Below are 21,951 nucleotides of genomic sequence, written 5' to 3'. Positions count from 1 at the left end.
CCCGGTTTTTTTGCACCACACACCCCCCCGGTCCTCAATCGCCGGCCCGTCCGGCGATTGAGGACCGGGGTCCGGGGCGGAGCCCCGGGATGTCACGCCGACGCCGGCTCGACTTCCCGCGGGGCCACCGGGGCCACCGAAGCGGGCGCAGCCGCTTGCACCGCGCCCTCCGCCGGAGGGAGGTTGCGCATCAACCCCCAGTACCCGCCCGCCGCCACCGTGCCGACCACCGCGCACAACCCCCACAGCGCTTCCGCGCCGAAGCTGTCGATGAGGGCGCCCCCCACCAGCGGCGCGGTCAGCGCCGCCGCCGGCCACGACAGCGTGTGCATCCCCTGGTAGCGCCCCCGCCCCTGCGCGGGGGAGAGCCGGGCCACGAGCCCCATCTGGATGGGGGAGTTGAGGATCTCCGCGAGGGTCCACACGCAGATGGTCAGCATGTAGACGCCGAGCGACCCGGCGAAGGCGGTGAGCCCGAAGCCGTAGCCCGCGAGGAGCGCGGAGATCATCAGCAGCTTCTGCGGGTCGCGGTGTTCGATGAAGCGGGTCACCGGGATCTGCAGGGCCACGATCAGTACGCCGTTGATGGCGATGGCCATGCCGTAGTCGCCGCTGGAGAAGCCGTCGGCGCCCATGGCCACCGGCAGGGCGACCGAGCTCTGCATGAAGATGAAGGCCATCAGGAAGGACAGGCCGACCACGCCCATGAAGCGCCGGTCGCGCAGCACGGTGCCCAGCCCGACGGCCGGTTCGCCCGCCGCCCCGGCGGCCGCGCTCCCGGCCGCCGGCTCGGGCCGGGTCTCGGGCAGCTTGCGGAAAACGAGGACGGCGCAGACGAACGTCAGCGCGCCCTCACCCAGGAAGCCGATGAGATAGCTGTGCTCGGCGATCAGGCCGGCGACGAGGGTGGAGAAGGCGAAGCCGAGGTTGATGGCCCAGTAGTTCAGCGCGAAGGCCCGGACCCGGTCCTCGGGGGCGACGATGTCCGCCATCATCGCCTGGACGGCCGGGCGCGAGGCGGTGCTGGTCATGCCCACGACGAAGGCGACGGCCGCAATGGCCGCGGGGTGCTCCATGAAGCCCAGCAGGGCCACCGAGAAGGCCGTGGAGACCTGGGCCATGAGCAGGGTGGGCCGCCGCCCGAGCCGGTCGGCCATGACGCCGGCGCCGAGGGAGGAGACCACGCCGCCGAGCCCGTGCAGGGCCGCGACCAGACCCGCGTACGAGGCCGAGTAGCCGCGGTCGAGGGTGAGGTACAGCGCCAGGAAGGTCGCGACGAACGCGCCCAGCCGGTTGATGAGGGTCGACGTCCACAACCACCAGAACTCCCGGGGCAGTCCTGAGACGCTCTGCCTCGCGGCCTGTCTGATACTCGCTATGGACATTGGGCGACCCCCCGCGTTACCTGCTGCTGTAAGTGGCTCTCCTGCCATCGGCAACTTACATACTTCGACGTGTGCACGCCATTCAATTGACGGTCCGCGTCAAACGTCCGGGGCGCGAGGCGCTCGTGCGGTCGATTACGCTCAGGGCATGGCCGACGCACCGTACAAGCTGATCCTCCTCCGCCACGGCGAGAGCGAGTGGAACGCGAAGAACCTGTTCACCGGCTGGGTGGACGTCAACCTGAACGAGAAGGGCGAGAAGGAGGCAGTCCGGGGCGGTGAGCTGCTCGCGGACGCCGGCCTGCTCCCGGACGTGGTCCACACCTCCCTGCAGAAGCGCGCGATCCGCACCGCGCAGCTCGCACTTGAGGCCGCCGACCGCCACTGGATCCCCGTCCACCGCTCCTGGCGGCTGAACGAGCGCCACTACGGCGCCCTCCAGGGCAAGGACAAGGCCCAGACCCTGAGCCAGTACGGCGAGGAGCAGTTCATGCTCTGGCGCCGTTCGTACGACACCCCGCCGCCGGCGCTCGAGGACGGCACCGAGTTCTCGCAGAGCGACGACCCGCGCTACGCGACGATCCCGCCGGAGCTGCGCCCGCGCACCGAGTGCCTCAAGGACGTCGTCGTCCGCATGCTGCCGTACTGGTACGACGGCATCGTCCCGGACCTGCTCGCCGGCCGCACGGTCCTGGTCGCCGCCCACGGCAACTCACTGCGCGCCCTGGTCAAGCACCTCGACGGCATCTCCGACGCCGACATCGCGGGCCTGAACATCCCCACCGGCATCCCGCTCGCCTACGAGCTGGACGCCGACTTCCGCCCGGTCAAGGCCGGCGGCACGTACCTCGACCCGGAGGCCGCGAAGGCCGCCATCGAGGCCGTGAAGAACCAGGGCAAGAAGAAGTAGGCACCCATACCCATGGAGTCGGCCCCCGTCCGGGACTACCGGACGGGGGCCGACTCCATACGTGTGAGTGACATGCGTGTCGCGTCAGCGTCAGCTGCAGCTGCCTCCGCACTGGCAGGAGCCACCGCTCTGGCAGCCGCACGAGCACCCGGGACCACACTGACAGCCGCTCATTCGGTTTCCTCCTCGAAGGGTGTCTGCCTTCCCATCCAGTCAAGGACCGCCCGGCCCGACCGTCAATGCCTCTCGCGCACGTATGTCCGGGCGCACGACGGCGCATGGGAGCATTCAGGCCCGGAACAGAAGCCTCCGGGTGCTACGGAGCCTCCACCGCGCCCTGCCGCGCCTCGGACTGGTTCAGCTCGTCCGCGTGCTCGCCGGTGACCAGGTAGACCACGCGCTTGGCCACGGAGACCGCGTGGTCGGCGAAGCGCTCGTAGTACCGGCCCAGCAGCGTCACGTCGACGGCCGTCTCGATGCCGTGCTGCCAGCGGTCGTCCATCAGGTGCTGGAACAGCGCCCGGTGCAGCAGGTCCATCGCGTCGTCGTCCTGCTCCAGCTGCAGCGCGAGGTCCACGTCCTTGGTGATGATCACCTCGGCGGCCTTCGCCATCAGCCGCTGCGCCAGCTGCCCCATCTCCAGGATCGTGGCGTGCAGATCGCGCGGCACCGCCGTCTCCGGGAAGCGCAGCCGGGCCAGCTTGGCCACGTGCTGGGCGAGGTCACCGGAGCGCTCCAGGTCCGCGCTCATGCGCAGCGACGTGACGACGATCCGCAGATCGGTGGCCACCGGCTGCTGCCGGGCCAACAGGGCGATCGCCCGCGCCTCCAGGTCCCGCTGCAGATCGTCGACCTTGGCGTCCGCCGCGATCACGGACTCCGCCAGCTTGAGATCCGCGTCCAGGATCGCCGTGGTGGCGCGCCCGATCGCGGAGCCGACGAGCCGGGCCATCTCGACCAGGCCCTCACCGATCGAATCCAGCTCCTCGTGGTACGCGTCCCGCATGCCTGACCTTCTCTCGCCTCGAGTGCTACCGGTGGCCGGGGGGTTCTCCGCCCGCTCACACTGCCACGTTCCGGCCGGAACGCGACGGCCGCCGACCGCCGGAGTGAACCACCACCGACGCCAAGGTGAACTCTCGGCAACGTATGTTCGAGACGGCCCCCATGTGGCTGTGGCTGTGTCGGTGCCCCCGCATAACCTGGAGTCATGAACGTGGACGCGGCCGTCGCCGCAGCGGCAGCGATCGCCGGAGTGTGCACCGGCGTGATCGCCATGCTGGCGTTCCGCTGGAGCGAGCGCGACCAGGCCCGGCCCACCCGCAGTTCCCTGCACACCGACGCCGTGCTGCCGCCCGGCGTGGACACCGTGCTCTCCGTACTGCGCTCCTCCGCCGTCGTCCTCGACGAGGCCGACGCCGTCGTCAAGGCCAGCTCCGCCGCGTACGCCCTCGGGCTGGTGCGGGGCGGCAAGCTCGCCGTCGAGCCCATGCTGCAGATGGCCCACGACACCCGCCGCGACGGCGAGATACGCCAGGTCGAGCTGGACCTGCCCCGCCGGGGCACCGGGCGCGGTGACGCGCTCGCGGTATCGGCCCGGGTCGCCCCGCTCGGCTCCCGGCTCGTCCTGCTGCTGGTGGAGGACCTCACCGAGGCCCGCCGCATCGAGGCCGTGCGCCGCGATTTCGTCGCCAACGTCAGCCATGAGCTCAAGACGCCGGTCGGCGCCCTGTCCCTGCTCTCCGAGGCCGTCATGGACGCCTCCCAGGACCCGGAGGCGGTCACCCGCTTCGCGGGCCGGATGCAGATCGAGGCGACCCGGCTGACCAACCTGGTCCAGGAGCTCATCGACCTCTCCCGGGTGCAGAACGACCATCCGCTGGAGGACGCCGAGCCCGTCCCGGTCGGCGAGCTCGTCGCCGAGGCCGTCGACCGCTGCCGCCACCAGGCATCCACCAAGCAGATCACCATGGCCGCCGGAGGCACCGCCGACCTGCGCGTGTGGGGCAACCGCGGCCAGCTCGCGGCCGCCCTCGGCAACCTCGTGGAGAACGCGGTCAACTACAGCCCCGCCCGTACGCGCGTCGGCATCGCTGCCCGCCGCGTCGCCGCACCCGGCGGCGACCTGATCGAGATAGCCGTCACCGACCAGGGCATCGGCATCTCCCAGCGGGACCGCGAGCGCGTCTTCGAGCGCTTCTACCGCGTCGACCCGGCGCGCTCCCGTGCCACCGGCGGTACGGGCCTGGGCCTGTCCATCGTCAAGCACGTGGTCGCCTCGCACGGCGGGGAGGTCAACGTCTGGAGCGCCGAGGGCCAGGGCTCCACCTTCACCCTGCGCCTGCCGGAGGCCGGCACCGTCCGCGACCGCGAGCGCGACGGCCGCGGCAGCAACGGCCCGCTGCTCGGGCCGGACGACCCCGCGGTCGGAGGCAGCGAGGACGAGACGTTCACCGACGAGCCCCTGCCCGACAGCTCCACCCCTTCCGCCCGCCCTTCCCGGCAGGCCCATCCGTGACCCTCGTCGCCGTGGACGAGACCGCCGCCCGTATTCCCACCGCGCTGTGTACCCCAAAGACCCGACCGGAGGTCATCCCGTGACCCGAGTGCTCGTCGTCGAGGACGAAGAATCCTTCAGCGACGCGTTGTCCTACATGCTCCGCAAGGAAGGCTTCGAGGTCGCCGTCGCGACCACCGGGCCCGACGGGCTGGATGAGTTCGAACGCAACGGCGCCGACCTGGTCCTGCTCGACCTGATGCTGCCGGGCCTGCCCGGCACGGAGGTCTGCCGGCAGCTGCGCGGCCGCTCCAACGTCCCCGTGATCATGGTGACGGCCAAGGACAGTGAGATCGACAAGGTCGTCGGCCTGGAGATAGGAGCCGACGACTACGTCACCAAGCCCTTCTCCTCCCGGGAACTGGTGGCCCGCATCCGCGCCGTCCTGCGCCGCCGCGGCGAGCCGGAGGAGGTCTCCCCGGCCGCCCTGGAGGCGGGCCCGGTCCGCATGGACGTCGACCGGCACGTCGTCACCGTCTCCGGCGCCAAGGTCGACCTGCCGCTGAAGGAGTTCGACCTCCTGGAGATGCTGCTGCGCAACGCGGGGCGCGTGCTGACCCGCATGCAGTTGATCGACCGCGTCTGGGGCGCCGACTACGTCGGCGACACCAAGACGCTGGACGTCCACGTCAAGCGCCTGCGCGCCAAGATCGAGCCCGACCCGGGCGCGCCGCGCTACCTGGTCACGGTGCGCGGGCTCGGGTACAAGTTCGAGCCGTAGGCCGCGGGCGGTGAGCCCTGGGCGGCCCGTGGGCGGCCCGTATGCGGAGGGGCCCGGAAGCTCAGCTTCCGGGCCCCTCGCACGTTCTCCCGGCGACCGGCCTCATAGACCGGCCTCGGTGACCAGTCTCAGTGGTGGACCTCAGTGGCGGACCTCAGAGGCGGACCTCAGTGACCGGCCTCAGTGGCCGGCGGGATGCTGCTGGCCGCCCTGCGGCGCCGAGGGCTGGCCCGCGCTCGGCGTGGCACCGGTCTGCCCGGCACCGTTCTGGACGGCGCCGTTCTGCGGTGCCTGCTGGCCCTGCTGGCCGTCCACCGCGCCGGACGGGCTCGCGGAGGCGCTGCCGGCGGGCTTGCCCGGCTTGGTGCCGCCCGGCTTGCCCTGCGCCGGCATCTCCTCCGGGCCCCACTCCTTGAAGTAGCTCGTCGCGGGCACGACGAACGCGGAGATCTTCACCTCGCCCGTGGAGCTGAGCTCGAAGGTCAGCGGCTGCGACTCGCCGTCCTTGAGCCCCTCACGGCCCTTGGGCAGCACGGCGGACGCGTTGTCCTTGCCACCCAGGAGCACTGAGCCGCCCGCCGGCACGACGATGTCGCCGGACTTGCCCTTGGCAGGCGTGAGCTTCACGGTGACGTTCTTGCCCGGAAGCTTGACCGAGCGCAGTGTCTGGTCCTTGCGGCCGTTGTTGAAGACCTGGCCGGTGATCACGGCGGGGCCGGCGGTGTCCTGCTTCGGCTGGGTGATCACGTTGACGTTCTGGAGCTTGATGTCGCCCACCGAGGTGGCGGCATTGTCCGGCTTGACCTCCAGCGTCTGCGCGCTGTTGCCCGCCGCACAGGCGGAGAGCGAGGCGATCGAGAGCACGAGGGCGGTAGCGGCGAGAGCGCCGCGTCGAAGGCTGCTGCTCACGGCGGCGGCATCTCCTTGGACGAGGTACCCGTACGGGTACGTACGAGATAAGGGTCTGTGTCAGCGGGCTTAGGTTACCGAGCCGCCGTGCGGCCGCCGCACCCGACCCGCCCCCATGGTCAACTCGCTCGTCCGCGGTCGTGCCGCCGGAATAGGAACCATCGGCCGGTCTTGAGCCTCCGGGAAGCCGCCGCGGGCCGTCGCGCGGATTATCCGGCAATGAATGCGAGGAGCGCCGGGAAGGAGTTCCGGAATTGATCAAGTTCGACTTGATCAATTCCTGATTACGCACACGGAAGGCCGGTGCGCCCCGAACGGAGTACCGGAAGTCCGCCGACCGGACCCTGGCAAAACGGGACGTTCGGCCGCTCGCGGGGCCTGTCCGACACGTGTAACGTGTGCGTTTCGCCTTGCCCGGACACGTGCTCCGACCTGCGAATACCCGCTTCCGGAAGGCTCCCGCAGCACGTTCCGGTTGCTGTTGTCAAGCCCCGAGATATGCCCTGACCTGCGGAAACGCCATTCAGAACCGGCTCTTCCCGTGTTAGACTGGATAGCCACGGAAGGGGTACCTGTCACATGACGTTCAAGGTTGGCGACACCGTGGTCTATCCCCATCACGGGGCCGCGCTGATCGAGGCCATCGAAACTCGCCAGATCAAAGGCGTGGACAAGACCTACTTGGTGCTGAAGGTCGCCCAGGGTGACCTGACGGTTCGGGTGCCGGCGGACAATGCGGAGTTCGTCGGTGTTCGCGATGTGGTCGGCCAGGACGGGCTTGACCGGGTCTTCGAGGTGCTGCGCGCACCGTATGCGGAAGAGCCGACGAACTGGTCCCGTCGCTACAAGGCAAATCTCGAGAAGCTCGCGTCCGGCGACGTGATCAAGGTCGCCGAGGTCGTCCGCGACCTGTGGCGGCGTGAGCGTGAGCGCGGTCTCTCCGCAGGTGAGAAGCGCATGCTCGCCAAGGCGCGCCAGATCCTGGTGAGCGAGCTCGCCCTCGCGGAGAACACCAACGAGGACAAGGCCGAGGCCCTGCTCGACGAGGTTCTCGCGTCCTGATGTAACAGGTGCCGGCTGGGCCGGCCGGGACGGTGACGTCTTCGGCCGCCGGACGCCGACACAACCGGACGTATAGAAGTGCCGCGGTGCCCGCGTGATGACGTCAGTCATCCGCCGGGCGCTGCGGCATCTCTGCTCTCTTCTACCCGTCCGTATCGCCGTACTTGGCGTGCCGGGCCCGGGCAGCCGTCCCGGCCAGTCGTCACGGAAGGGGCTGGTCGGGGCATCGTGCCCGGCACGCTGAGGCCATACCCAATTCGGCCGAGGAAGCAAACCTGAACGCGAACGCAATGTCCGAACGAGCCGCCGCAGCGGGCACCCACGTCCCGCAGGGGAGCCCTGTGCGCATCGCCGCCGTCATTCCGGCCGCAGGCCGGGGCGTACGGCTCGGCCCGGGCGCCCCCAAGGCCCTGCGCGCCCTCAACGGCACGCCCATGCTCGTCCACGCGGTCCGGGCCATGGCGGCCTCCCGAGCGGTCTCGCTCGTCGTCGTGGTCGCCCCGCCGGACGGTGCCGCCGAGGTCCGCAACCTCCTCGACGAGTACCCGCTCACCGATCGCGACAGCACCCGCACCCACGTCGTGGTCGTCCCCGGCGGCCCGACGCGCCAGGAGTCCGTGCGCCTGGGCCTCGCCGCCCTGCCCGCCGGCATCTCCGCCGTCCTCGTCCACGACGCCGCCCGCCCGCTGGTGCCCGTCGACACCGTCGACGCCGTCGCCGCGGCCGTACGCGACGGCGCGCCCGCCGTCGTACCGGCGCTGCCGCTCGCCGACACCGTCAAGCAGGTCGAGCCCCGCACCGGCGAGCACGCCGGCGAGCCCGAGCCCGTGGTGGCCACGCCCGACCGGGCGCTGCTGCGCGCCGTGCAGACCCCGCAGGGCTTCGACCGCGCCACGCTCGCCGAGGCGCACGAGAAGGTCGCCCTGGAGGGCGAGGGCGCCACCGACGACGCCGGCATGGTCGAGCGGCTCGGGGTGCGGGTCGTGGTCGTCCCCGGCCACGAGGAGGCGTTCAAGGTGACCCGGCCGCTGGACCTGGTCCTGGCCGAGGCCGTACTCGCCCGCAGGAGGGCCAACGATGGCTTCTGAGCCCACGCGGCCGGTGCTGCCCCTGGTGGGCATCGGCACGGACGTCCACGCCTTCGAGGAGGGCCGCGAGCTGTGGTGCGCCGGCCTGCTCTGGGAAGGCGCGAGCCACGGCCTCGCCGGCCACTCCGACGGCGACGTCGCCGCGCACGCCGCCTGTGACGCGCTGTTCTCCGCGGCCGGCGTCGGCGACCTCGGCGCGCACTTCGGCACGGACCGCCCCGAGTGGTCGGGCGCGGCCGGCGTCACCCTGCTCGCGGAAGCCGCCCGGATCGTCCGTGCCGCCGGCTTCGAGATCGGCAACGTCGCCATCCAGGTGATCGGCGTACGGCCGAAGATCGGCACGCGCCGTGAGGAGGCCCAGGAGGCCCTTTCGGCGGCCGTCGGCGCCCCGGTGTCCGTCTCCGGCACCACGACCGACGGCCTGGGCCTGACGGGCCGCGCCGAAGGGCTCGCGGCCATCGCCACGGCCCTCGTCCTTCCCTCCGGCGCCGCTTGAGGCACCGCGCAGCGCGTCCGCGCACCGTATTCCCCCTGCCGGGAATACGGTGCGGAAGGACGCGATGTCAGCGAGGGAAGGACCGACCGTGCCAGCCGAGCTCTCCGACGACCTGAAGAAGTACATCGACGACAACCCCGTCTTCGCCTCCGTGGCGACCATCCAGCCCGACGGGAGCCCCCAGCTGTCCGTCACCTGGATCAAGCGCGAGGGCGGCGACCTGCTGGTCTCCACGACGGTGGGGCGCCGCAAGGAGAAGAACCTCCGCCGCGACCCCCGCGTGACCGTCCTGATCAACCCGCCGAACGCGCCCTACAACTACGCCGAGATCCGCGGCACGGCCGACATCACCTTCGAGGGCGGCGACGCCCTCATCAACGATCTGGCGCGCAAGTACACGGGCAAGGACTACGCCGACTTCAACCCGGCCGCCGCCGAGGACGCCGAGCGCGTCGTCGTGCGCATCACGCCGCGCAAGGTCGTCGGCTCCCTGTAGGCCGGTACCCGCAGACCGCGCGGTCCGCGCGGTCCAGCGGTCTCGGCGGTCGCGTTCCGCCTCAGGCGCCGTCGGACTGGGCGGCGCCGACGCGGTCCGGCTCGGCCTGGTCGTACAGGCGGGGCTCCTTCAGCAGCGGCAGGCTCTCGCGCAGCGCGGCGGGCTTCCTGCCGCTGCCGGCGGGCGCGGCGGACTCGCGGCGCATCTCCTCCATGCCCCTGTTGAGCGCCGTGCGCAGTCTCTTGCCGAGCGGTCGCTCGACGCAGCGGTGCATGAGCCAGGCGGCACCCAGCATCACGACCATCAGGGCGGCGACGAGCGGCGCCGCCGGGACGTGGCTGCGCAGCCCGTAGATGATCGTCATGCCGATGTACTGGTGCAGCAGGTACAGCGGGTAGGTGAGCGCGCCCGCCGTGGCCAGCCAGCGCCACTGCACGCGGTCCAGGGCGCCGACCGCGATCAGGGCCATCATCGCGAAGGCGAGGACGATGATCAGGGTGGCCGGCCAGGTCGGGACGACCCCGTCGGCGTTGTCGGAGACCCGCTTGGGCACCCCGTGCAGGGCGAGCAGCAGGGACAGCCCCACGATGCCCCACAGCAGTGCGGTGGGTTTGAACCGGTGCATCAGATAGAAGGCGATGCCGGCGACGAAGTAGGGCGAGAACAGCGGCATCGCCCAGATGTCGAGGAGCTTGATGTGGGCGGAGGGCGCGATGACCGACGCCACCGTCCACACGCCGCAGAAGAGAACACACTTGCGGTAGGTCACGCCGCTCGCCACGACGATCGCGAAGAGCACGTAGAACTTGAGCTCGGCGAACAGCGTCCAGTAGACGCCGTCGACGTCCCAGACGCCCATGCCCTGCTGGAGCATCGTGAGGTTGGTCAGGACGGCGTCCCAGTTCTTCACGCTGCGGACCTGTGGCCACAGGGCGACGACGCCGGCGGTCAGGAGGACCGCGACCCAGTAGGCGGGGTAGATCCGGCAGGCCCGGGAGACCACGAAGTCGCCCAGCGTTCTTCCCCATGTGCTCATGCAGATGACGAAGCCGCTGATGAGGAAGAAGACCTCCACACCCGTCCACCCGTAGCGGGTGACGATCTCCAGGTGGGGGAAGACTTCGTGAGCGGGCCGGCCCCAGCCGCCGCGCAGGGCGGTGTAGTGGAAGGCCACGACCATGACGGCCGCCAGAAGGCGGAATCCGTCCAGGACGTACAACCTGGGCCTGGGGGTGGACTGCTGTCGGACGGCTGTCCGGCCGCCATCGAGTTGACCTCGTCTGGCGAAAAGCATGTCGTCCTCTCCCGTTGACTGGTCGGCTCATCCTACGTGGGGCCGTCGCGCTGGCATGCTGACACAGAATGCGTCCGCGCGGGCCGTGACGGTTCTCTCCTCCGGATGCCCTGCTGCGGGTACCCTTCCCGCGCCGCTACCCGGTCCGTACCTCCCTGTCGGCCGTCCGGGCCTGTGCCGTCGCCCGTTGGAGGCCGCGTCCGAGCCGGCGGGCGAGCGGGCGCTCGATGTGACGGTGCACCAGCCAGGCGGCCAGCAGCATGGCCGCCAGCAGAGCGGGCAGCAGCACGTGGCGCGGCACATGGCCGTCGGCCCGTCGGATGACCGTCCAGCCGATGCGCTCGTGGATCAGATAGAGGGGGTAGGTCAGGGCCCCGGCCGCCGACAGCCACCGCCAGTCCGCGCGACGGGTCCAGCCGAGGGCGATCGCCGTCAGGACGAGGAAGAACAGCGTCAGCAGTACCGCCGTCGGCCAGTACGGGACGTGGTGCCCCATGTGCCCCTCCGCCCGCGCCTGGGCGCCGACCAGATCGTGCTGGGCGATCACGAGGCAGCCGGCGACGATCAGCCAGAGCACCGGGTCGGGGCGGAAGCGGTGCATCAGGTAGAAGGCGATGCCCGCGATGAAATACCAGCAGTCGCGCGGCATCAGGACCAGGGCGAGCGTGCGGTCGCCGGCCGCCTTCGCGACCACCGCGGCGAAGGCCCAGACGGCGCAGAAGCCCACCGCGCGCCGGTAGGTCAGCCCCTTGCGGAGCAGGAGCGCGAACAGGAGGTAGAAGCGCATCTCGACCCAGAGCGTCCAGTAGACCCCGTCGACCGGCTCCACCCCCAAGGGATCCTGGAGCATCGTCAGGTTGACGGCGACGTCGCGCAGGGCCGGCGTTCCGTTCAGTGGGGACGGCCACAGGCAGGCGACGAGCGAGACGGCCAGCACGGCGAACCAGTAGGCCGGGTAGAGCCGGGTGACGCGCGAGAGCGCGAAGTCGCCGGCGCTCTTGCCCCAGCAGCTCATGCAGATCACGAAGCCGCTGATCAGGAAGAACAGCTGGACGCCGAGCCAGCCGTACGAGGCGGGCAGGTGCGCCACCGGGAAGAGCGTCCGTGCGGGCCCCGGCCAGGCGCCGCTGTCGAAGGCGAGGTAGTGGTAGGCCACCACCATCAGTGCCGCGCACAGCCGGAGCCCGTCCAGCGCCGCCAGCCTGCCGCTCCGTTCCGCACCCCCGGCCCGGTGCGGCGCGGGGGCCGGCGGAGGGGGTCGTTCCGGATGCTCCTGCTGTACCGGCAGAGTGGAGTGCAACGCCCCTCCTGGGTCCGCGGCGTCTCGGTGTGCCGGGGAAGCTACCAGAAACAATCGTATTTATGGTGCATAAAGCTGATAATGGGCAAAGCGTGCCGCAGGGCGCGCGTGACCCGCATGCGGACGCCCCCCGGATCCCTCCGGGACCCCGCCCGGACCCTTCCCCGGTTCGTTGAAGACCGGGCCATGCCCGGGGCACCCCGCCCGGCCCACTACCCTGGTCCCGTGACCATTCGCCTGTACGACACCAGCGCCCGGCAGATCCGTGACTTCTCCCCGCTCACGCCGGGCTGCGTCTCGATCTACCTGTGTGGCGCGACCGTGCAGGCCGCCCCGCACATCGGGCATATCCGCTCCGGTCTGAACTTCGACATCATGCGCCGCTGGTTCACCCACCGCGGCTACGACGTCACGTTCGTACGCAACGTCACCGACATCGACGACAAGATCATCGCGAAGGCGGCCGAGCAGGGCCGCCCCTGGTGGTCGATCGGCTACGAGAACGAGTGCGCCTTCAACGCGGCCTACGACGCGCTGGGCTGCCTGCGGCCGACCGCCGAGCCGCGGGCGACCGGGCACGTGCCCGAGATGATCGAGATGATGCGGGGCCTGATCGAGCGGGGCCACGCCTACGCCGCCGACGGCAACGTCTACTTCGACGTCCGCTCCTTCCCCGGCTACCTGCAGCTGTCCAACCAGGAGCTGGACAATCTCCTGCAGCCCTCCGGCGAGGGCGAGACGGGTAAGCGTGACCCGCGTGACTTCGCCATGTGGAAGGCCGCGAAGGAGGGCGAGCCCTCCTGGGAGACGCCTTGGGGCCGCGGCCGTCCGGGCTGGCACCTGGAGTGCTCGGCGATGGCCCACAAGTACCTCGGTGAGGCCTTCGACATCCACGGCGGCGGCCTCGACCTGATCTTCCCGCACCATGAGAACGAGATCGCCCAGGCCAAGGCCTTCGGTGACGACTTCGCCGCGTACTGGGCGCACAACGCCTGGGTGACCATGAGCGGCGAGAAGATGTCGAAGTCGCTGGGCAACTCCGTGCTGGTCTCGGAGATGGTCAAGCACTGGCGCCCGGTCGTCCTGCGGTACTACCTGGGCACCCCGCACTACCGGTCGATGATCGAGTACAGCGAGGAGGCACTGCGCGAGGCCGAGTCGGCGTTCGCGCGGATCGAGGGCTTCATCCAGCGGGTGTGCGAGATGGCGGGCAAGGAGATCGAGCCCGCTGCCGAGGTGCCGCCGGCGTTCGCCGAGGCGATGGACGACGACCTGGGCGTCCCGCAGGCGCTGGCGATCGTGCACACCACGGTCCGGCAGGGGAACTCCGCGCTGACCGCCGATGACAAGGATTCGGCTGTCGCCCGGCTGGCGGAGGTCCGTGCCATGCTCGGCGTGCTGGGCCTGGATCCGTTGGACGAGCAGTGGGCCGGCTCGGGCGCCGGCCGTGGCGAGGACTTGCACGGGGTGGTGGATTCGCTGGTCAGGCTGGTGCTGGAGCAGCGTGAGGCGGCCCGGGGGCGCAAGGACTACGCCACCGCTGACGCCATCCGTGATCAGCTGCAGCAGTCGGGTCTCGCGATCGAGGACACCCCGGCCGGGCCGCGCTGGTCCCTCTCCTGAGAGACACTTTTCGTACGTACGTTTACTGAGCCTCTGTACCGGCGGCTCTGAGCAGTAAAGAAACAGGTGACCCCCATGGCCGGCAACAGCCAGCGCAGGAACCGCCGCACGTCCAACAAGAAGGGCGCGACGGTCGGCAGCGGCGGCCAGCGGCGCCGAGGCCTGGAGGGCAAGGGCCCGACCCCGCCCGCGTCGGAGCGCAAGGGGCACAAGAAGAACCGCCTCGCCGGCGCGGTGGCCAAGCGGGCCGCCGCCCGGCGGCCCGCCCCGCGCCGCGGCGGCCCCAAGGGCACCAACGAGCTCGTCGTCGGCCGTAACTCGGTCGTCGAGGCGCTGCGCGAGGGCGTCCCCGCGAACACGCTCTACGTCCAGCAGTTCCTGGACAACGACGAGCGCGTCCGCGAGGCCCTCCAGCTCGCCACGGAAAAGGGCCTCAACCTCATGGAGGCCCCGCGTCCCGAGCTCGACCGCATGACCAACGGCCTCAACCACCAGGGCCTCGTGCTCTCGGTGCCGCCGTACGACTACGCGCACCCCGAGGACCTCACCGCGGCCGCGTACGACGGCGGCCAGGACCCGCTGATCGTCGCCCTCGACGGCATCACGGACCCGCGCAACCTCGGTGCCGTCGTCCGCTCCGTCTCCGCCTTCGGCGGCCACGGCGTGGTCGTCCCCGAGCGCCGCGCGGCCGGCATGACCGCCAGCGCCTGGAAGACCTCGGCCGGCACCGCGGCCCGTACGCCCGTGGCGCGCGCCACGAACATGACGCGCACCCTGGAGGCGTACCAGAAGGAGGGCCTGATGGTCGTCGGCCTCGCGGCGGACGGCGACGTCGAGCTCCACGAGCTGGAGGCCCTGGAGGGCCCCGTCGTCATCGTCGTCGGCAGCGAGGGCAAGGGCCTGTCCCGCCTGGTCGGCGAGACCTGCGACTTCCGGGTGCGGATCCCGATGCCGGGCGGCGCCGAGTCGCTCAACGCCGGTGTCGCGGCCGGTGTCGTGCTCTACGAGGCGGCGCGCCGCCGCGCGTGAGCGGAACCGTCGTATCCGGCGGCCGGGGATGATCTTCCCCGGCCGCCGGGCGCTTTCTTGATGATCTTGACGGGTCTCGGACACATCTAACCGGTCAAGGCAGTGTCCTAACCTCCGGTCACTCGGTTAGATGAGTGTGGACACCAGAACACCCCGCACACCTACGGGGGGAAGCTCTTCGGGTCACGACGACCAGCCCGCGCTGAACATGGTGAAGGTCCCGTCCGACCCCGCGCAGGTCATCGTCAATCACCTGAGCTTCCGGGTGCAGCTCGCCCGGCCCCCACGCGCCGTCCGGTACGCCGGAGGAGTGGACACGGCGCGGCTGCCCTCCGTCAAGAGCAGCGGCGCCAAGCGCCGCGCCCCCCTGGTGTGGAGCGGGCGGACCGCGCCGGGCGACTCGGCCTCCACCCAACTCCTACAGGCCGTCCGGGACTCCGGTGCCGGGCACCCTGCCGCCGGGGACGCCGGCGCCACCCAGGTGCTGCCGCGCATCAGCGTCGACGACGGTCCCCCGACCACCGTCATCGGCCCCCGCGGCCCCGCCGAGGCCACCGGCACCCCGCTCCTGCACGGCGTGCGCCCCACCCACAGCGCGTACGACGAAGAGCAGTACGACTACCCCGAGTTCGACGAGCAGGACCCCGACGAGTACGACGAGCTCGGACAGAGCCGCGCCGACTCCGTCCGCCACGCCTACTACCCCGGGCGCCGGATGAACCTCGGCGTCGTCCTCCTGCCGCTGCGCATCTTCCTCGGCCTCATCTCGGTCTACGCCGGCATGGGCAAGCTGTGCGACCCCGTCTACTTCGACGGCGGCAAGCGCGGCTCCATGGTCGGCTGGCTCACCCAGCTCCACCCCTGGCCCCTCGCCTCCCCCCTGCGCGACCTCGCCCTGAGCCACCCCGTCGGCGCCGGGCTCACCGTCGCCTTCCTCCAGGTCGTCGTCGGCATCCTCACCATCTTCGGCCTCTGGCAGCGGCTCGCCGCCTCCATCGGGGCCCTGCTGTCCGCCGTCCTGCTCGTCACGGTCAGCTGGCAGAGCGCCCCCGCCTACGACGCCCCCGACATCATCTACCTCGCCGCCTGGAGCCCCCTCGTCATCGCCGGGGCGCCCTTCTACTCCCTCGACGGACGCCTGGCGGGCGAGGCCTGGCGCCGGCTCGGGCCGCGCGCCACGCTGTGGGACCTGCGCCGGCGCGTGCTGCGCCGCAGCACCGTCATGGCCACGGTCCTCGTCGGCATCGCCCTGCTCGCCGGCTCGATGCTCGGCGGAGCCGTCCGCTCCTCCCGGGTCGCCGAGGCGCCCGGCACGCCGGCCCCGCCCGCCAACAGCCTCCCCGGCTCCCCGCTCCCGCAGCGGCCCTCCTCCTCCACCCCGCGCGGCTCGCACGGCCCCGCCGTCGCGGGCACGCCGAAGCCCAGCGCCTCCAACCGGAAGGCGCCGACCCCCGCCGCCACCCCGCCCGCGCCCGGTGCGGCACGGACGCCCGCGAGCTCGGCGGGCAGCGCCGGTCAGCCCGGCAGCACGGGCAGCGTCCGCCCGGCCCCGCAGACCCCGCGCCAGGCTCCGGCCCCGGCCGCCCCGCCCCACAGCTCCTCGGGCTCCTCGACGGGCAGCTCCACCGGTGGCGGCACGGGCGGCGGCTCGGGCGGCTCGGGCGGTTCGTCCGGCGGCGGCGCCCTCGGCGGCCTCCTCGGCTGACACCCCGCACGACGGCGGCCCCGCACCCCCGGAGGGTGCGGGGCCGCCGTCGCGCCGTCCTACCGCGCGAGCTCCTTCGCGGCCTCCGTCAGGTCCTTGGCGGTGTCGATGGCCCGCCAGTACGCCCCGTGCGGCAGCGGGTAGCCGGCCAGCCTGCGCTCGCGCGCCAGCCGGGGGAACGTCGTCCGCTCGTGGTCTCCGCGCTCGGGCAGCAGGCCCGTGAAGGCGGGGGAGAAGACGTACACGCCGGCATTGATCTGGAAGGGCGAGGGCGGCGACTCGATGAAGTCCAGGACGTGCCCGAACTCGTCGGTCTTCACGGCGCCCCACGGGATGCGCGGCCGGGCCAGCGCCAGGGTGGCCGTGGCGTCGCGCTCATGGTGGAAGGCGGCCATCTCGCGCAGCGAGAAGCGCGTCCAGATGTCGCCGTTCGTGGCATACCAGGGCTCGTCGGGGCGGGGCAGGGACGCGGCCGCGTGCTTGAGCCCGCCGCCCCGGCCGAGCGGCTCCTTCTCGACCACGGTGGTCACCCGGAGCGGAAGATCGGCCGACACGAGCCAGTCCTGCAGCACTTCGGCCAGATGGCCGCACGAGATCACGGCATCGGTGACGCCCTCGGCAGCCAGCCAGGCGAGCTGATGGCCGATGATCGGGACTCCCGTGCCGGGAATCTCGACCATCGGCTTGGGGCGGTCGTCGGTATACGGGCGCAGCCGTGAACCCTGGCCTCCGGCCAGGATCACGGCTTGCGCGGGGTACGGGTGGGGCTGCGTGCCGGTCATGCTCCGCACGATATGCGGTGCCGCGAGCGGAGACACCGCCGGTGGGGCTGCCCCGGCCCGTACGACGGCCTGCGGGCCGTCAGGAGCCCTGCTGGGGCTCTGCCGGGGTTCCCCGGCCGTTCGGTCCTGCGCGGGGGCTGTCAGTGGCCCTGGGCGACGCCTGAGGCGAAGGCCGTGTCACAGACGGGTCGTGAATAGGCCTGGGCCTGCTTGACCGAGTGGTACTTGGCGACCGCCGCACGCCCCAGCGCGCGGGCGATGTCCGCGCAGTGCCGGGCCAGCGAGGGGCGGCCGTTGGTCGCCTCCTGCAGGTGCGTGAGGGCGACGCCGGGGTTCTTCTCCTGGAGGTCGCGCAGCACCCGGTCGCGCAGCACCTCGTGCGGCGCGCGGACCTGCGCGACGGTGGAGGCGTTGTCGGAGGAGGCGGTGAGGACCTGCGACTCGGCGTTCGGTGCCGCCCACGGGACACGCGTTACCGCGAGAGTTCCCGAGAGCACAAGAACGACCGGGAGGACGAGAGCGAGGGTTCTGCCGATGCGGCGGGCGGCCTGGTTCATGCCGGAGATGGTAGCGACGGGTGATGATGCAGCGACATTTAGTCACCCGGTCGAGCGACACGACTGCGCACAGGTGCGGTTATGAAGTTGACCGCTGGTGCTCGAAATGAGGCTTATGCCGGGGTTTTTGGGCAAGGCGGCGCCCCGGGTCCCTGTACGGACCCGGGGCGTCGGTGTCGCGGTGGCTCAGTCGCTCAGTCGCTCAGTCGCTCAGTCGCTCAGTGGCTCAGTCGCTGAGCCGCTCGCCGGAGGAGGTGGAGAAGACGTGGAGCTCGTCCGGGCGGGGCACCACGTGCAGGACGGAGCCCTTCTCCGGCACCCGGCGGCCGTGGACGCGCACCACGAGGTCCTTCTGCTCGCCGCCGACCTCGGCGGTCCCGTACACGTACCCGTCGGCGCCGAGCTCCTCGACGACGTTCACCGTGACGGCGAGCCCGGCGGGGGCGTCCTTGCTGAGCGAGGCGACGGTCCCGCCGTCCTGCTCGACCACGTCGAAGTGCTCGGGGCGCACGCCCACCGTGACGGTGCGGTCGCCCTTGTCGCCGGCGGTCGTCAGGGCCTCCCGCGAGACGGGCACGACGCTGTTGCCGAACTTCACGCCGCCGTCGGTGATCGGCACCTCGACCAGGTTCATCGCGGGCGAGCCGATGAAACCCGCCACGAAGAGGTTGGCCGGCCGGTCGTACATGTTGCGCGGCGTGTCGATCTGCTGCAGCAGGCCGTCCTTGAGCACCGCCACGCGGTCGCCCATGGTCATGGCCTCGACCTGGTCGTGGGTGACGTACACGGTGGTGATCCCCAGCCGCCGCTGCAGCCCCGCGATCTGGGTGCGGGTCTGGACGCGCAGCTTCGCGTCGAGGTTGGACAGCGGCTCGTCCATGAGGAAGACCTGCGGCTCCCGGACGATGGCGCGGCCCATGGCCACGCGCTGGCGCTGGCCGCCGGAGAGCGCCTTGGGCTTGCGCCCCAGGTACTCGGTGAGGTCCAGGATGCGGGCCGCGTCCTCGACCTTCTGCCGGATCTCGGCCTTCGGCACGCCCGCGATCTTCAGGGCGAAGCCCATGTTGTCGGCCACGGTCATGTGCGGGTACAGCGCGTAGTTCTGGAACACCATCGCGATGTCCCGGTCCTTGGGCGGCAGATGCGTGACATCCCGGTCGCCGATGCGGATCGATCCGCCGTTGACGTCCTCCAGCCCCGCCAGCATGCGCAGCGAGGTGGACTTGCCGCAGCCGGAAGGGCCTACGAGAACCAGGAATTCCCCGTCCTCGATGGCGATGTCGAGCTGGTCGACGGCCGGCTTGTCGGAGCCCGGGTAGATGCGGGTCGCCTTGTCGAACGTGACTGTGGCCATGGTGATGCGGTCCCTTCACCGGCAGGAACGTGCCGGACGATCCGAGTAGAGGGAGTGGTCCAGTCCAATCGGACCGGGTCGCCGGTGACGCTACCGGGGCGGGGGGCGGTTGTCAGCAGGTCAAGAGTGACAAAATCCATGGCCTTGGCACGGCCGGAGTCCGGTTAGACTGCCTCTCGCAAGCCGACTTAGCTCAGCTGGTAGAGCACCGCTCTTGTAAAGCGAAGGTCGTCGGTTCGAATCCGACAGTCGGCTCCACGACAGAACCGCAGGCCCCCTCGGGGACCTGCGGTTCTGTGCTTGTGGCGGGTGTGCGGGCGGCGTGGCTAGCGCGGTATCTGCTCGCTTTTGGTGAGGGTCGGGGACGCGCCCTGCGGGCCGGCCATGGGGTCTGCCCGGGGGGAGTCCTGGTGGCCGGGCCACCAGGCCTTGTGGCCCAGCAGGGCCGTGATGGTGGGCACCAGCAGCATGGCCATGATGAAGGCCGTGAGCAGGATGCCGAAGGCCACGGCGAAGCCCATCTGCTGGAGCATGGAGTTGTCGGCCAGCATCAGTACGCCGAAGGTGCCGGCGAGGATGATCGCGGCCGAGCCGATGGTCGGGGCGGACTGGGTGACCGCGGTGCGGATGGCCTCCCGGGCCGGGACGCCGCGGCGGACCTCTTCGCGCAGGCGGGCGACCATGAGGATGTTGTAGTCGGTGCCGATGGCGACGACGAACAAGTAGACGATGACGGGCAGCATGAACAGCAGGCCGTTCTTGTCCTGCAGGTCCTGGAAGAGCCAGACCGTCGCGCCCAGGGTGGCGCCGAAGCCGAGGGCCACGGAGATCATCAGGTACCAGGGGGCGACGAGGCTGCGCAGCAGCAGTCCCAGGATGACCATGATGGCCAGGCCCGCCACGGGGAAGACGACCCGGTAGTCGTGGCCGACGGCGTCCTTGATGTCGTAGAGGACGGCGGAGGTGCCGCCGACGAGGGCCTCGCTGCCGTCGGGTGCCGCCTTGTGGGCGTCCTGGCGCAGGGTGCCGCCGGCCAGGGTGATGGCCTTGTCGGCGGTGGGCGCGTACTTGAGGACGACGCTGTACTGGGCGACGGACCCGTCGGGGTTGATGACGGGGGGCGGGACCGGGGCGACGCCTTCGATGCCGGTGAGCGTGGAGCGGAAGGTCTCCAGGCCGGCCTTGTCGAGCGGTGAGCCGTCCTTGGACTTGAGGTAGACCATGGCCGGGTCGGACTGGCCGGCGGAGAAGCCGCGCTGCATGTCCTTCATGGCCTGGACGGACTCCAGCTTCTGCGACATCTGGCTGGAGGTGTCGAACTCGGCCTTGAAGCTGAACGCCCCGACGGCCAGGACGGCGAGCACGGCGGCGGACAGTGCCGCCATGAGGCCCGGGCGGTGGGACACGAGGCCGCCGACACCGTTCGCGAAACGATTCCTCGGCTGCTTCTTCCACGCCTTGGACGGCCAGAAGGCCTTGGTGCCGAGCAGTGAGAAGACGGCGGGGACGAGCGTGAGCGCGGCGACGAGCGTGACGGCGACGGAGATGGCCAGGGCGGGGCCCATCGCGCGCATCATGCCCATGGTGGACAGCAGCAGCGCGAGGAAGGCCACGATCACGGCGCCGGCGGCCGAGGCGATGGTCTCGCCGACCCTGGCGACCGCGTCGACGAGGGCCTGCTTGGGTTCCTGTCCGGCCCGCAGGTGTTCGCGGTAGCGGAAGAGGAGGAAGAGGATGTAGTCGGTGCCGACGCCGAAGAGGACGACGATGAGGATTGCGGATATGGAGTTGTCGGCCTTCAGGCCACCGAGTTCGGCCGCCGTGCCGATGAGGCCCTGGGCGACCGCGAAGACGACGCCGATGATCACGACCGGCAGGACCGCGATGAGCGGGCTGCGGAAAATCACCAGCAGCAGCACGATGATCAGCAGGAAGGTGGCCGCCATGATCATGGCGTCGGTGTCGCCCGAGGACTCCTGCGAATCGAGGGTCGTCGCCGCCTGACCGGTGATTCCCATCTTCAATTGGGTGCCGCCGAGCAGCTCCTTGGCGTCCTGGCGCAGCTGCTTGACCGATTCGGGCAGCTTATCGTCGTAGGAGTTCTTGGTGGTGGCGATGATGTTGGCGAGGGCTATCTCCCCGTTGGGGGACACGGCCTGCGGGCCGGTGACGACCTTGGCGATCTTCTCCCGGTGCCTGCCGTCGAGGCCCCCGGCCACCTTGATGACGTCACGCCGGTCGTCGGCGGTCAGCCTGCCGCCGTCGGTTCGCTGGAAGACGGCTATGGCGGCGGGCTGTTCGGTCTTCGGGAAGGCCTTCTCCTGAAGGTTGCCGACCCGCACGGATTCGTAGTGGGAGGGCAGGAACTCCGTTTCGTCCGTGGTGGACTTGAGGCCGGGCGCCAGCATGGCCAGTGCCACGGCAGCGATGATCCAGCCCGCGATCGTGAGCCAGGGCCGGTGGACGGCGAACCGCCCGACTCGTCGGAACATGGTGCTCCTTCAACGTTTTTACGTTCGAGGTCTCTGTGCTGCTGAGTCCGTGCGTCCGTGCTTCGTCGACAGGGATCCGGGTGCGGGGGTGTTCGTACGGGCGTGCAGTGCGGCATGAACACGCTAGGGAACCGAGTTCCGCGCGCACAATGATTTCCGGGGGAACCGTGGGGAAATCGGCCCTGAGGATG

19 protein-coding genes and 1 tRNA gene are annotated in these 21,951 nt (G+C 70.8%); 11 read left to right on the top strand and 9 right to left on the bottom strand.

Annotation, left to right across the window (positions count from 1 at the left end):
* Positions 1-92: 92 nt before the first annotated feature.
* Complete coding sequence (locus AB0F13_RS26160; protein ID WP_362087084.1) at positions 93-1,385, bottom strand: MFS transporter; 1,293 nt, start codon at positions 1,383-1,385, stop codon at positions 93-95.
* Between the two features lie 148 nt (positions 1,386-1,533).
* Here AB0F13_RS26160 and AB0F13_RS26155 point away from each other — a divergent pair, with 148 nt between their 5' ends.
* Positions 1,534-2,295: a phosphoglyceromutase gene (locus AB0F13_RS26155; RefSeq protein WP_362087081.1), complete on the top strand. Its 762-nt coding sequence runs from the start codon at positions 1,534-1,536 to the stop codon at positions 2,293-2,295.
* Positions 2,296-2,611: 316 nt separating this feature from the next.
* On the opposite strand, the gene phoU is transcribed toward AB0F13_RS26155, so the two are convergent.
* The gene (gene phoU, locus AB0F13_RS26150; RefSeq protein ID WP_362087078.1) at positions 2,612-3,301 is read right to left on the bottom strand and encodes a phosphate signaling complex protein PhoU; all 690 of its coding nucleotides are present in this window, start codon (positions 3,299-3,301) and stop codon (positions 2,612-2,614) included.
* Between the two features lie 204 nt (positions 3,302-3,505).
* Here phoU and AB0F13_RS26145 point away from each other — a divergent pair, with 204 nt between their 5' ends.
* Both AB0F13_RS26145 and AB0F13_RS26140 read left to right on the top strand, forming a co-directional pair.
* Positions 3,506-4,813 (top strand): ATP-binding protein, encoded by a 1,308-nt coding sequence (locus AB0F13_RS26145; protein ID WP_362087075.1) that lies wholly within the window; start codon positions 3,506-3,508, stop codon positions 4,811-4,813.
* 79 nt (positions 4,814-4,892) lie between these two features.
* Positions 4,893-5,573 carry a response regulator transcription factor gene (locus AB0F13_RS26140; RefSeq protein ID WP_362087073.1) on the top strand — a complete coding sequence of 227 codons (681 nt, stop codon included), beginning with the start codon at positions 4,893-4,895 and terminating at the stop codon, positions 5,571-5,573.
* Between the two features lie 180 nt (positions 5,574-5,753).
* On the opposite strand, the gene AB0F13_RS26135 is transcribed toward AB0F13_RS26140, so the two are convergent.
* A complete protein-coding gene (locus AB0F13_RS26135) occupies positions 5,754-6,482 on the bottom strand; it encodes a DUF461 domain-containing protein (protein WP_362087070.1) in 729 nt (242 codons plus the stop codon).
* Positions 6,483-7,061: 579 nt separating this feature from the next.
* Here AB0F13_RS26135 and AB0F13_RS26130 point away from each other — a divergent pair.
* The 4 genes from AB0F13_RS26130 (at position 7,062) to AB0F13_RS26115 (ending at position 9,624) form a co-directional block, all read left to right on the top strand.
* Complete coding sequence (locus tag AB0F13_RS26130; RefSeq protein WP_003953493.1) at positions 7,062-7,544, top strand: CarD family transcriptional regulator; 483 nt, start codon at positions 7,062-7,064, stop codon at positions 7,542-7,544.
* Between the two features lie 290 nt (positions 7,545-7,834).
* Positions 7,835-8,632: a 2-C-methyl-D-erythritol 4-phosphate cytidylyltransferase gene (ispD, locus tag AB0F13_RS26125; RefSeq protein WP_362087067.1), complete on the top strand. Its 798-nt coding sequence runs from the start codon at positions 7,835-7,837 to the stop codon at positions 8,630-8,632.
* A complete protein-coding gene (ispF, locus tag AB0F13_RS26120; RefSeq protein ID WP_362087064.1) occupies positions 8,622-9,128 on the top strand; it encodes a 2-C-methyl-D-erythritol 2,4-cyclodiphosphate synthase in 507 nt (168 codons plus the stop codon). Before ispD ends, ispF begins: the two co-directional genes overlap by 11 nt.
* Positions 9,129-9,216: 88 nt before the next feature.
* Positions 9,217-9,624: a PPOX class F420-dependent oxidoreductase gene (locus AB0F13_RS26115; protein ID WP_362087061.1), complete on the top strand. Its 408-nt coding sequence runs from the start codon at positions 9,217-9,219 to the stop codon at positions 9,622-9,624.
* Between the two features lie 61 nt (positions 9,625-9,685).
* Here the strand turns inward: AB0F13_RS26115 and AB0F13_RS26110 are convergent, their stop codons facing one another.
* Together AB0F13_RS26110 and AB0F13_RS26105 are read right to left on the bottom strand one after the other, a co-directional pair.
* A complete protein-coding gene (locus AB0F13_RS26110; protein WP_362087058.1) occupies positions 9,686-10,918 on the bottom strand; it encodes an acyltransferase in 1,233 nt (410 codons plus the stop codon).
* A 136-nt stretch (positions 10,919-11,054) separates the two neighbouring features.
* On the bottom strand, positions 11,055-12,218 hold the full coding sequence (locus AB0F13_RS26105; RefSeq protein ID WP_362087055.1) for an acyltransferase: 1,164 nt from the start codon (positions 12,216-12,218) through the stop codon (positions 11,055-11,057).
* 225 nt (positions 12,219-12,443) lie between these two features.
* Between AB0F13_RS26105 and cysS the strand changes: the two genes are divergently transcribed.
* The 3 genes from cysS (at position 12,444) to AB0F13_RS26090 (ending at position 16,575) form a co-directional block, all read left to right on the top strand.
* Complete coding sequence (gene cysS, locus AB0F13_RS26100) at positions 12,444-13,841, top strand: cysteine--tRNA ligase (protein WP_362087052.1); 1,398 nt, start codon at positions 12,444-12,446, stop codon at positions 13,839-13,841.
* Positions 13,842-13,916: 75 nt separating this feature from the next.
* Complete coding sequence (gene rlmB, locus AB0F13_RS26095; RefSeq protein WP_362087049.1) at positions 13,917-14,870, top strand: 23S rRNA (guanosine(2251)-2'-O)-methyltransferase RlmB; 954 nt, start codon at positions 13,917-13,919, stop codon at positions 14,868-14,870.
* Between the two features lie 130 nt (positions 14,871-15,000).
* Positions 15,001-16,575, top strand: coding sequence for a DoxX family protein (locus tag AB0F13_RS26090; protein ID WP_362087046.1), 1,575 nt, complete (start codon positions 15,001-15,003; stop codon positions 16,573-16,575).
* Positions 16,576-16,634: 59 nt separating this feature from the next.
* On the opposite strand, the gene AB0F13_RS26085 is transcribed toward AB0F13_RS26090, so the two are convergent.
* The 3 genes from AB0F13_RS26085 to ugpC all read right to left on the bottom strand — a co-directional run bounded on the left by AB0F13_RS26085 (position 16,635) and on the right by ugpC (position 19,268).
* The gene (locus AB0F13_RS26085; RefSeq protein WP_362087043.1) at positions 16,635-17,357 is read right to left on the bottom strand and encodes a nucleotidyltransferase family protein; all 723 of its coding nucleotides are present in this window, start codon (positions 17,355-17,357) and stop codon (positions 16,635-16,637) included.
* 140 nt (positions 17,358-17,497) lie between these two features.
* Entirely contained in the window at positions 17,498-17,914 is a 417-nt protein-coding gene (locus AB0F13_RS26080; RefSeq protein ID WP_362087040.1) for a hypothetical protein, read from the bottom strand.
* 226 nt (positions 17,915-18,140) lie between these two features.
* The gene (gene ugpC / locus AB0F13_RS26075; RefSeq protein WP_362087037.1) at positions 18,141-19,268 is read right to left on the bottom strand and encodes a sn-glycerol-3-phosphate ABC transporter ATP-binding protein UgpC; all 1,128 of its coding nucleotides are present in this window, start codon (positions 19,266-19,268) and stop codon (positions 18,141-18,143) included.
* 182 nt (positions 19,269-19,450) lie between these two features.
* Between ugpC and AB0F13_RS26070 the strand changes: the two genes are divergently transcribed.
* A tRNA-Thr gene (locus AB0F13_RS26070) sits at positions 19,451-19,526 on the top strand.
* Between the two features lie 68 nt (positions 19,527-19,594).
* Here the strand turns inward: AB0F13_RS26070 and AB0F13_RS26065 are convergent.
* Positions 19,595-21,760 carry an MMPL family transporter gene (locus tag AB0F13_RS26065; protein WP_362087034.1) on the bottom strand — a complete coding sequence of 722 codons (2,166 nt, stop codon included), beginning with the start codon at positions 21,758-21,760 and terminating at the stop codon, positions 19,595-19,597.
* Positions 21,761-21,951: the final 191 nt, after the last annotated feature.

The sequence above is a fragment of the Streptomyces sp. NPDC026206 genome, assembly GCF_040638465.1.
Classification (GTDB): Bacteria; Actinomycetota; Actinomycetes; order Streptomycetales; family Streptomycetaceae; genus Streptomyces.
The sequence above is the reverse complement of the archived record's forward strand: the minus strand, read 5'-3'. Positions and strand labels throughout refer to the sequence as shown.

What these genes read in the sequence shown, in the direction of transcription:
- AB0F13_RS26160 (WP_362087084.1), bottom strand. Translation starts at nt 1,385, where the DNA reads ATGTCCATAGCGAGTATCAGACAGGCCGCGAGGCAGAGCGTCTCAGGA.
- AB0F13_RS26155 (WP_362087081.1), top strand. Translation starts at nt 1,534, where the DNA reads ATGGCCGACGCACCGTACAAGCTGATCCTCCTCCGCCACGGCGAGAGC.
- phoU (WP_362087078.1), bottom strand. Translation starts at nt 3,301, where the DNA reads ATGCGGGACGCGTACCACGAGGAGCTGGATTCGATCGGTGAGGGCCTG.
- AB0F13_RS26145 (WP_362087075.1), top strand. Translation starts at nt 3,506, where the DNA reads ATGAACGTGGACGCGGCCGTCGCCGCAGCGGCAGCGATCGCCGGAGTG.
- AB0F13_RS26130 (WP_003953493.1), top strand. Translation starts at nt 7,062, where the DNA reads ATGACGTTCAAGGTTGGCGACACCGTGGTCTATCCCCATCACGGGGCC.
- ispD (WP_362087067.1), top strand. Translation starts at nt 7,835, where the DNA reads ATGTCCGAACGAGCCGCCGCAGCGGGCACCCACGTCCCGCAGGGGAGC.
- ispF (WP_362087064.1), top strand. Translation starts at nt 8,622, where the DNA reads ATGGCTTCTGAGCCCACGCGGCCGGTGCTGCCCCTGGTGGGCATCGGC.
- AB0F13_RS26110 (WP_362087058.1), bottom strand. Translation starts at nt 10,918, where the DNA reads ATGCTTTTCGCCAGACGAGGTCAACTCGATGGCGGCCGGACAGCCGTC.
- rlmB (WP_362087049.1), top strand. Translation starts at nt 13,917, where the DNA reads ATGGCCGGCAACAGCCAGCGCAGGAACCGCCGCACGTCCAACAAGAAG.
- AB0F13_RS26090 (WP_362087046.1), top strand. Translation starts at nt 15,001, where the DNA reads ATGAGTGTGGACACCAGAACACCCCGCACACCTACGGGGGGAAGCTCT.
- AB0F13_RS26085 (WP_362087043.1), bottom strand. Translation starts at nt 17,357, where the DNA reads ATGACCGGCACGCAGCCCCACCCGTACCCCGCGCAAGCCGTGATCCTG.
- AB0F13_RS26080 (WP_362087040.1), bottom strand. Translation starts at nt 17,914, where the DNA reads ATGAACCAGGCCGCCCGCCGCATCGGCAGAACCCTCGCTCTCGTCCTC.
- ugpC (WP_362087037.1), bottom strand. Translation starts at nt 19,268, where the DNA reads ATGGCCACAGTCACGTTCGACAAGGCGACCCGCATCTACCCGGGCTCC.
- AB0F13_RS26065 (WP_362087034.1), bottom strand. Translation starts at nt 21,760, where the DNA reads ATGTTCCGACGAGTCGGGCGGTTCGCCGTCCACCGGCCCTGGCTCACG.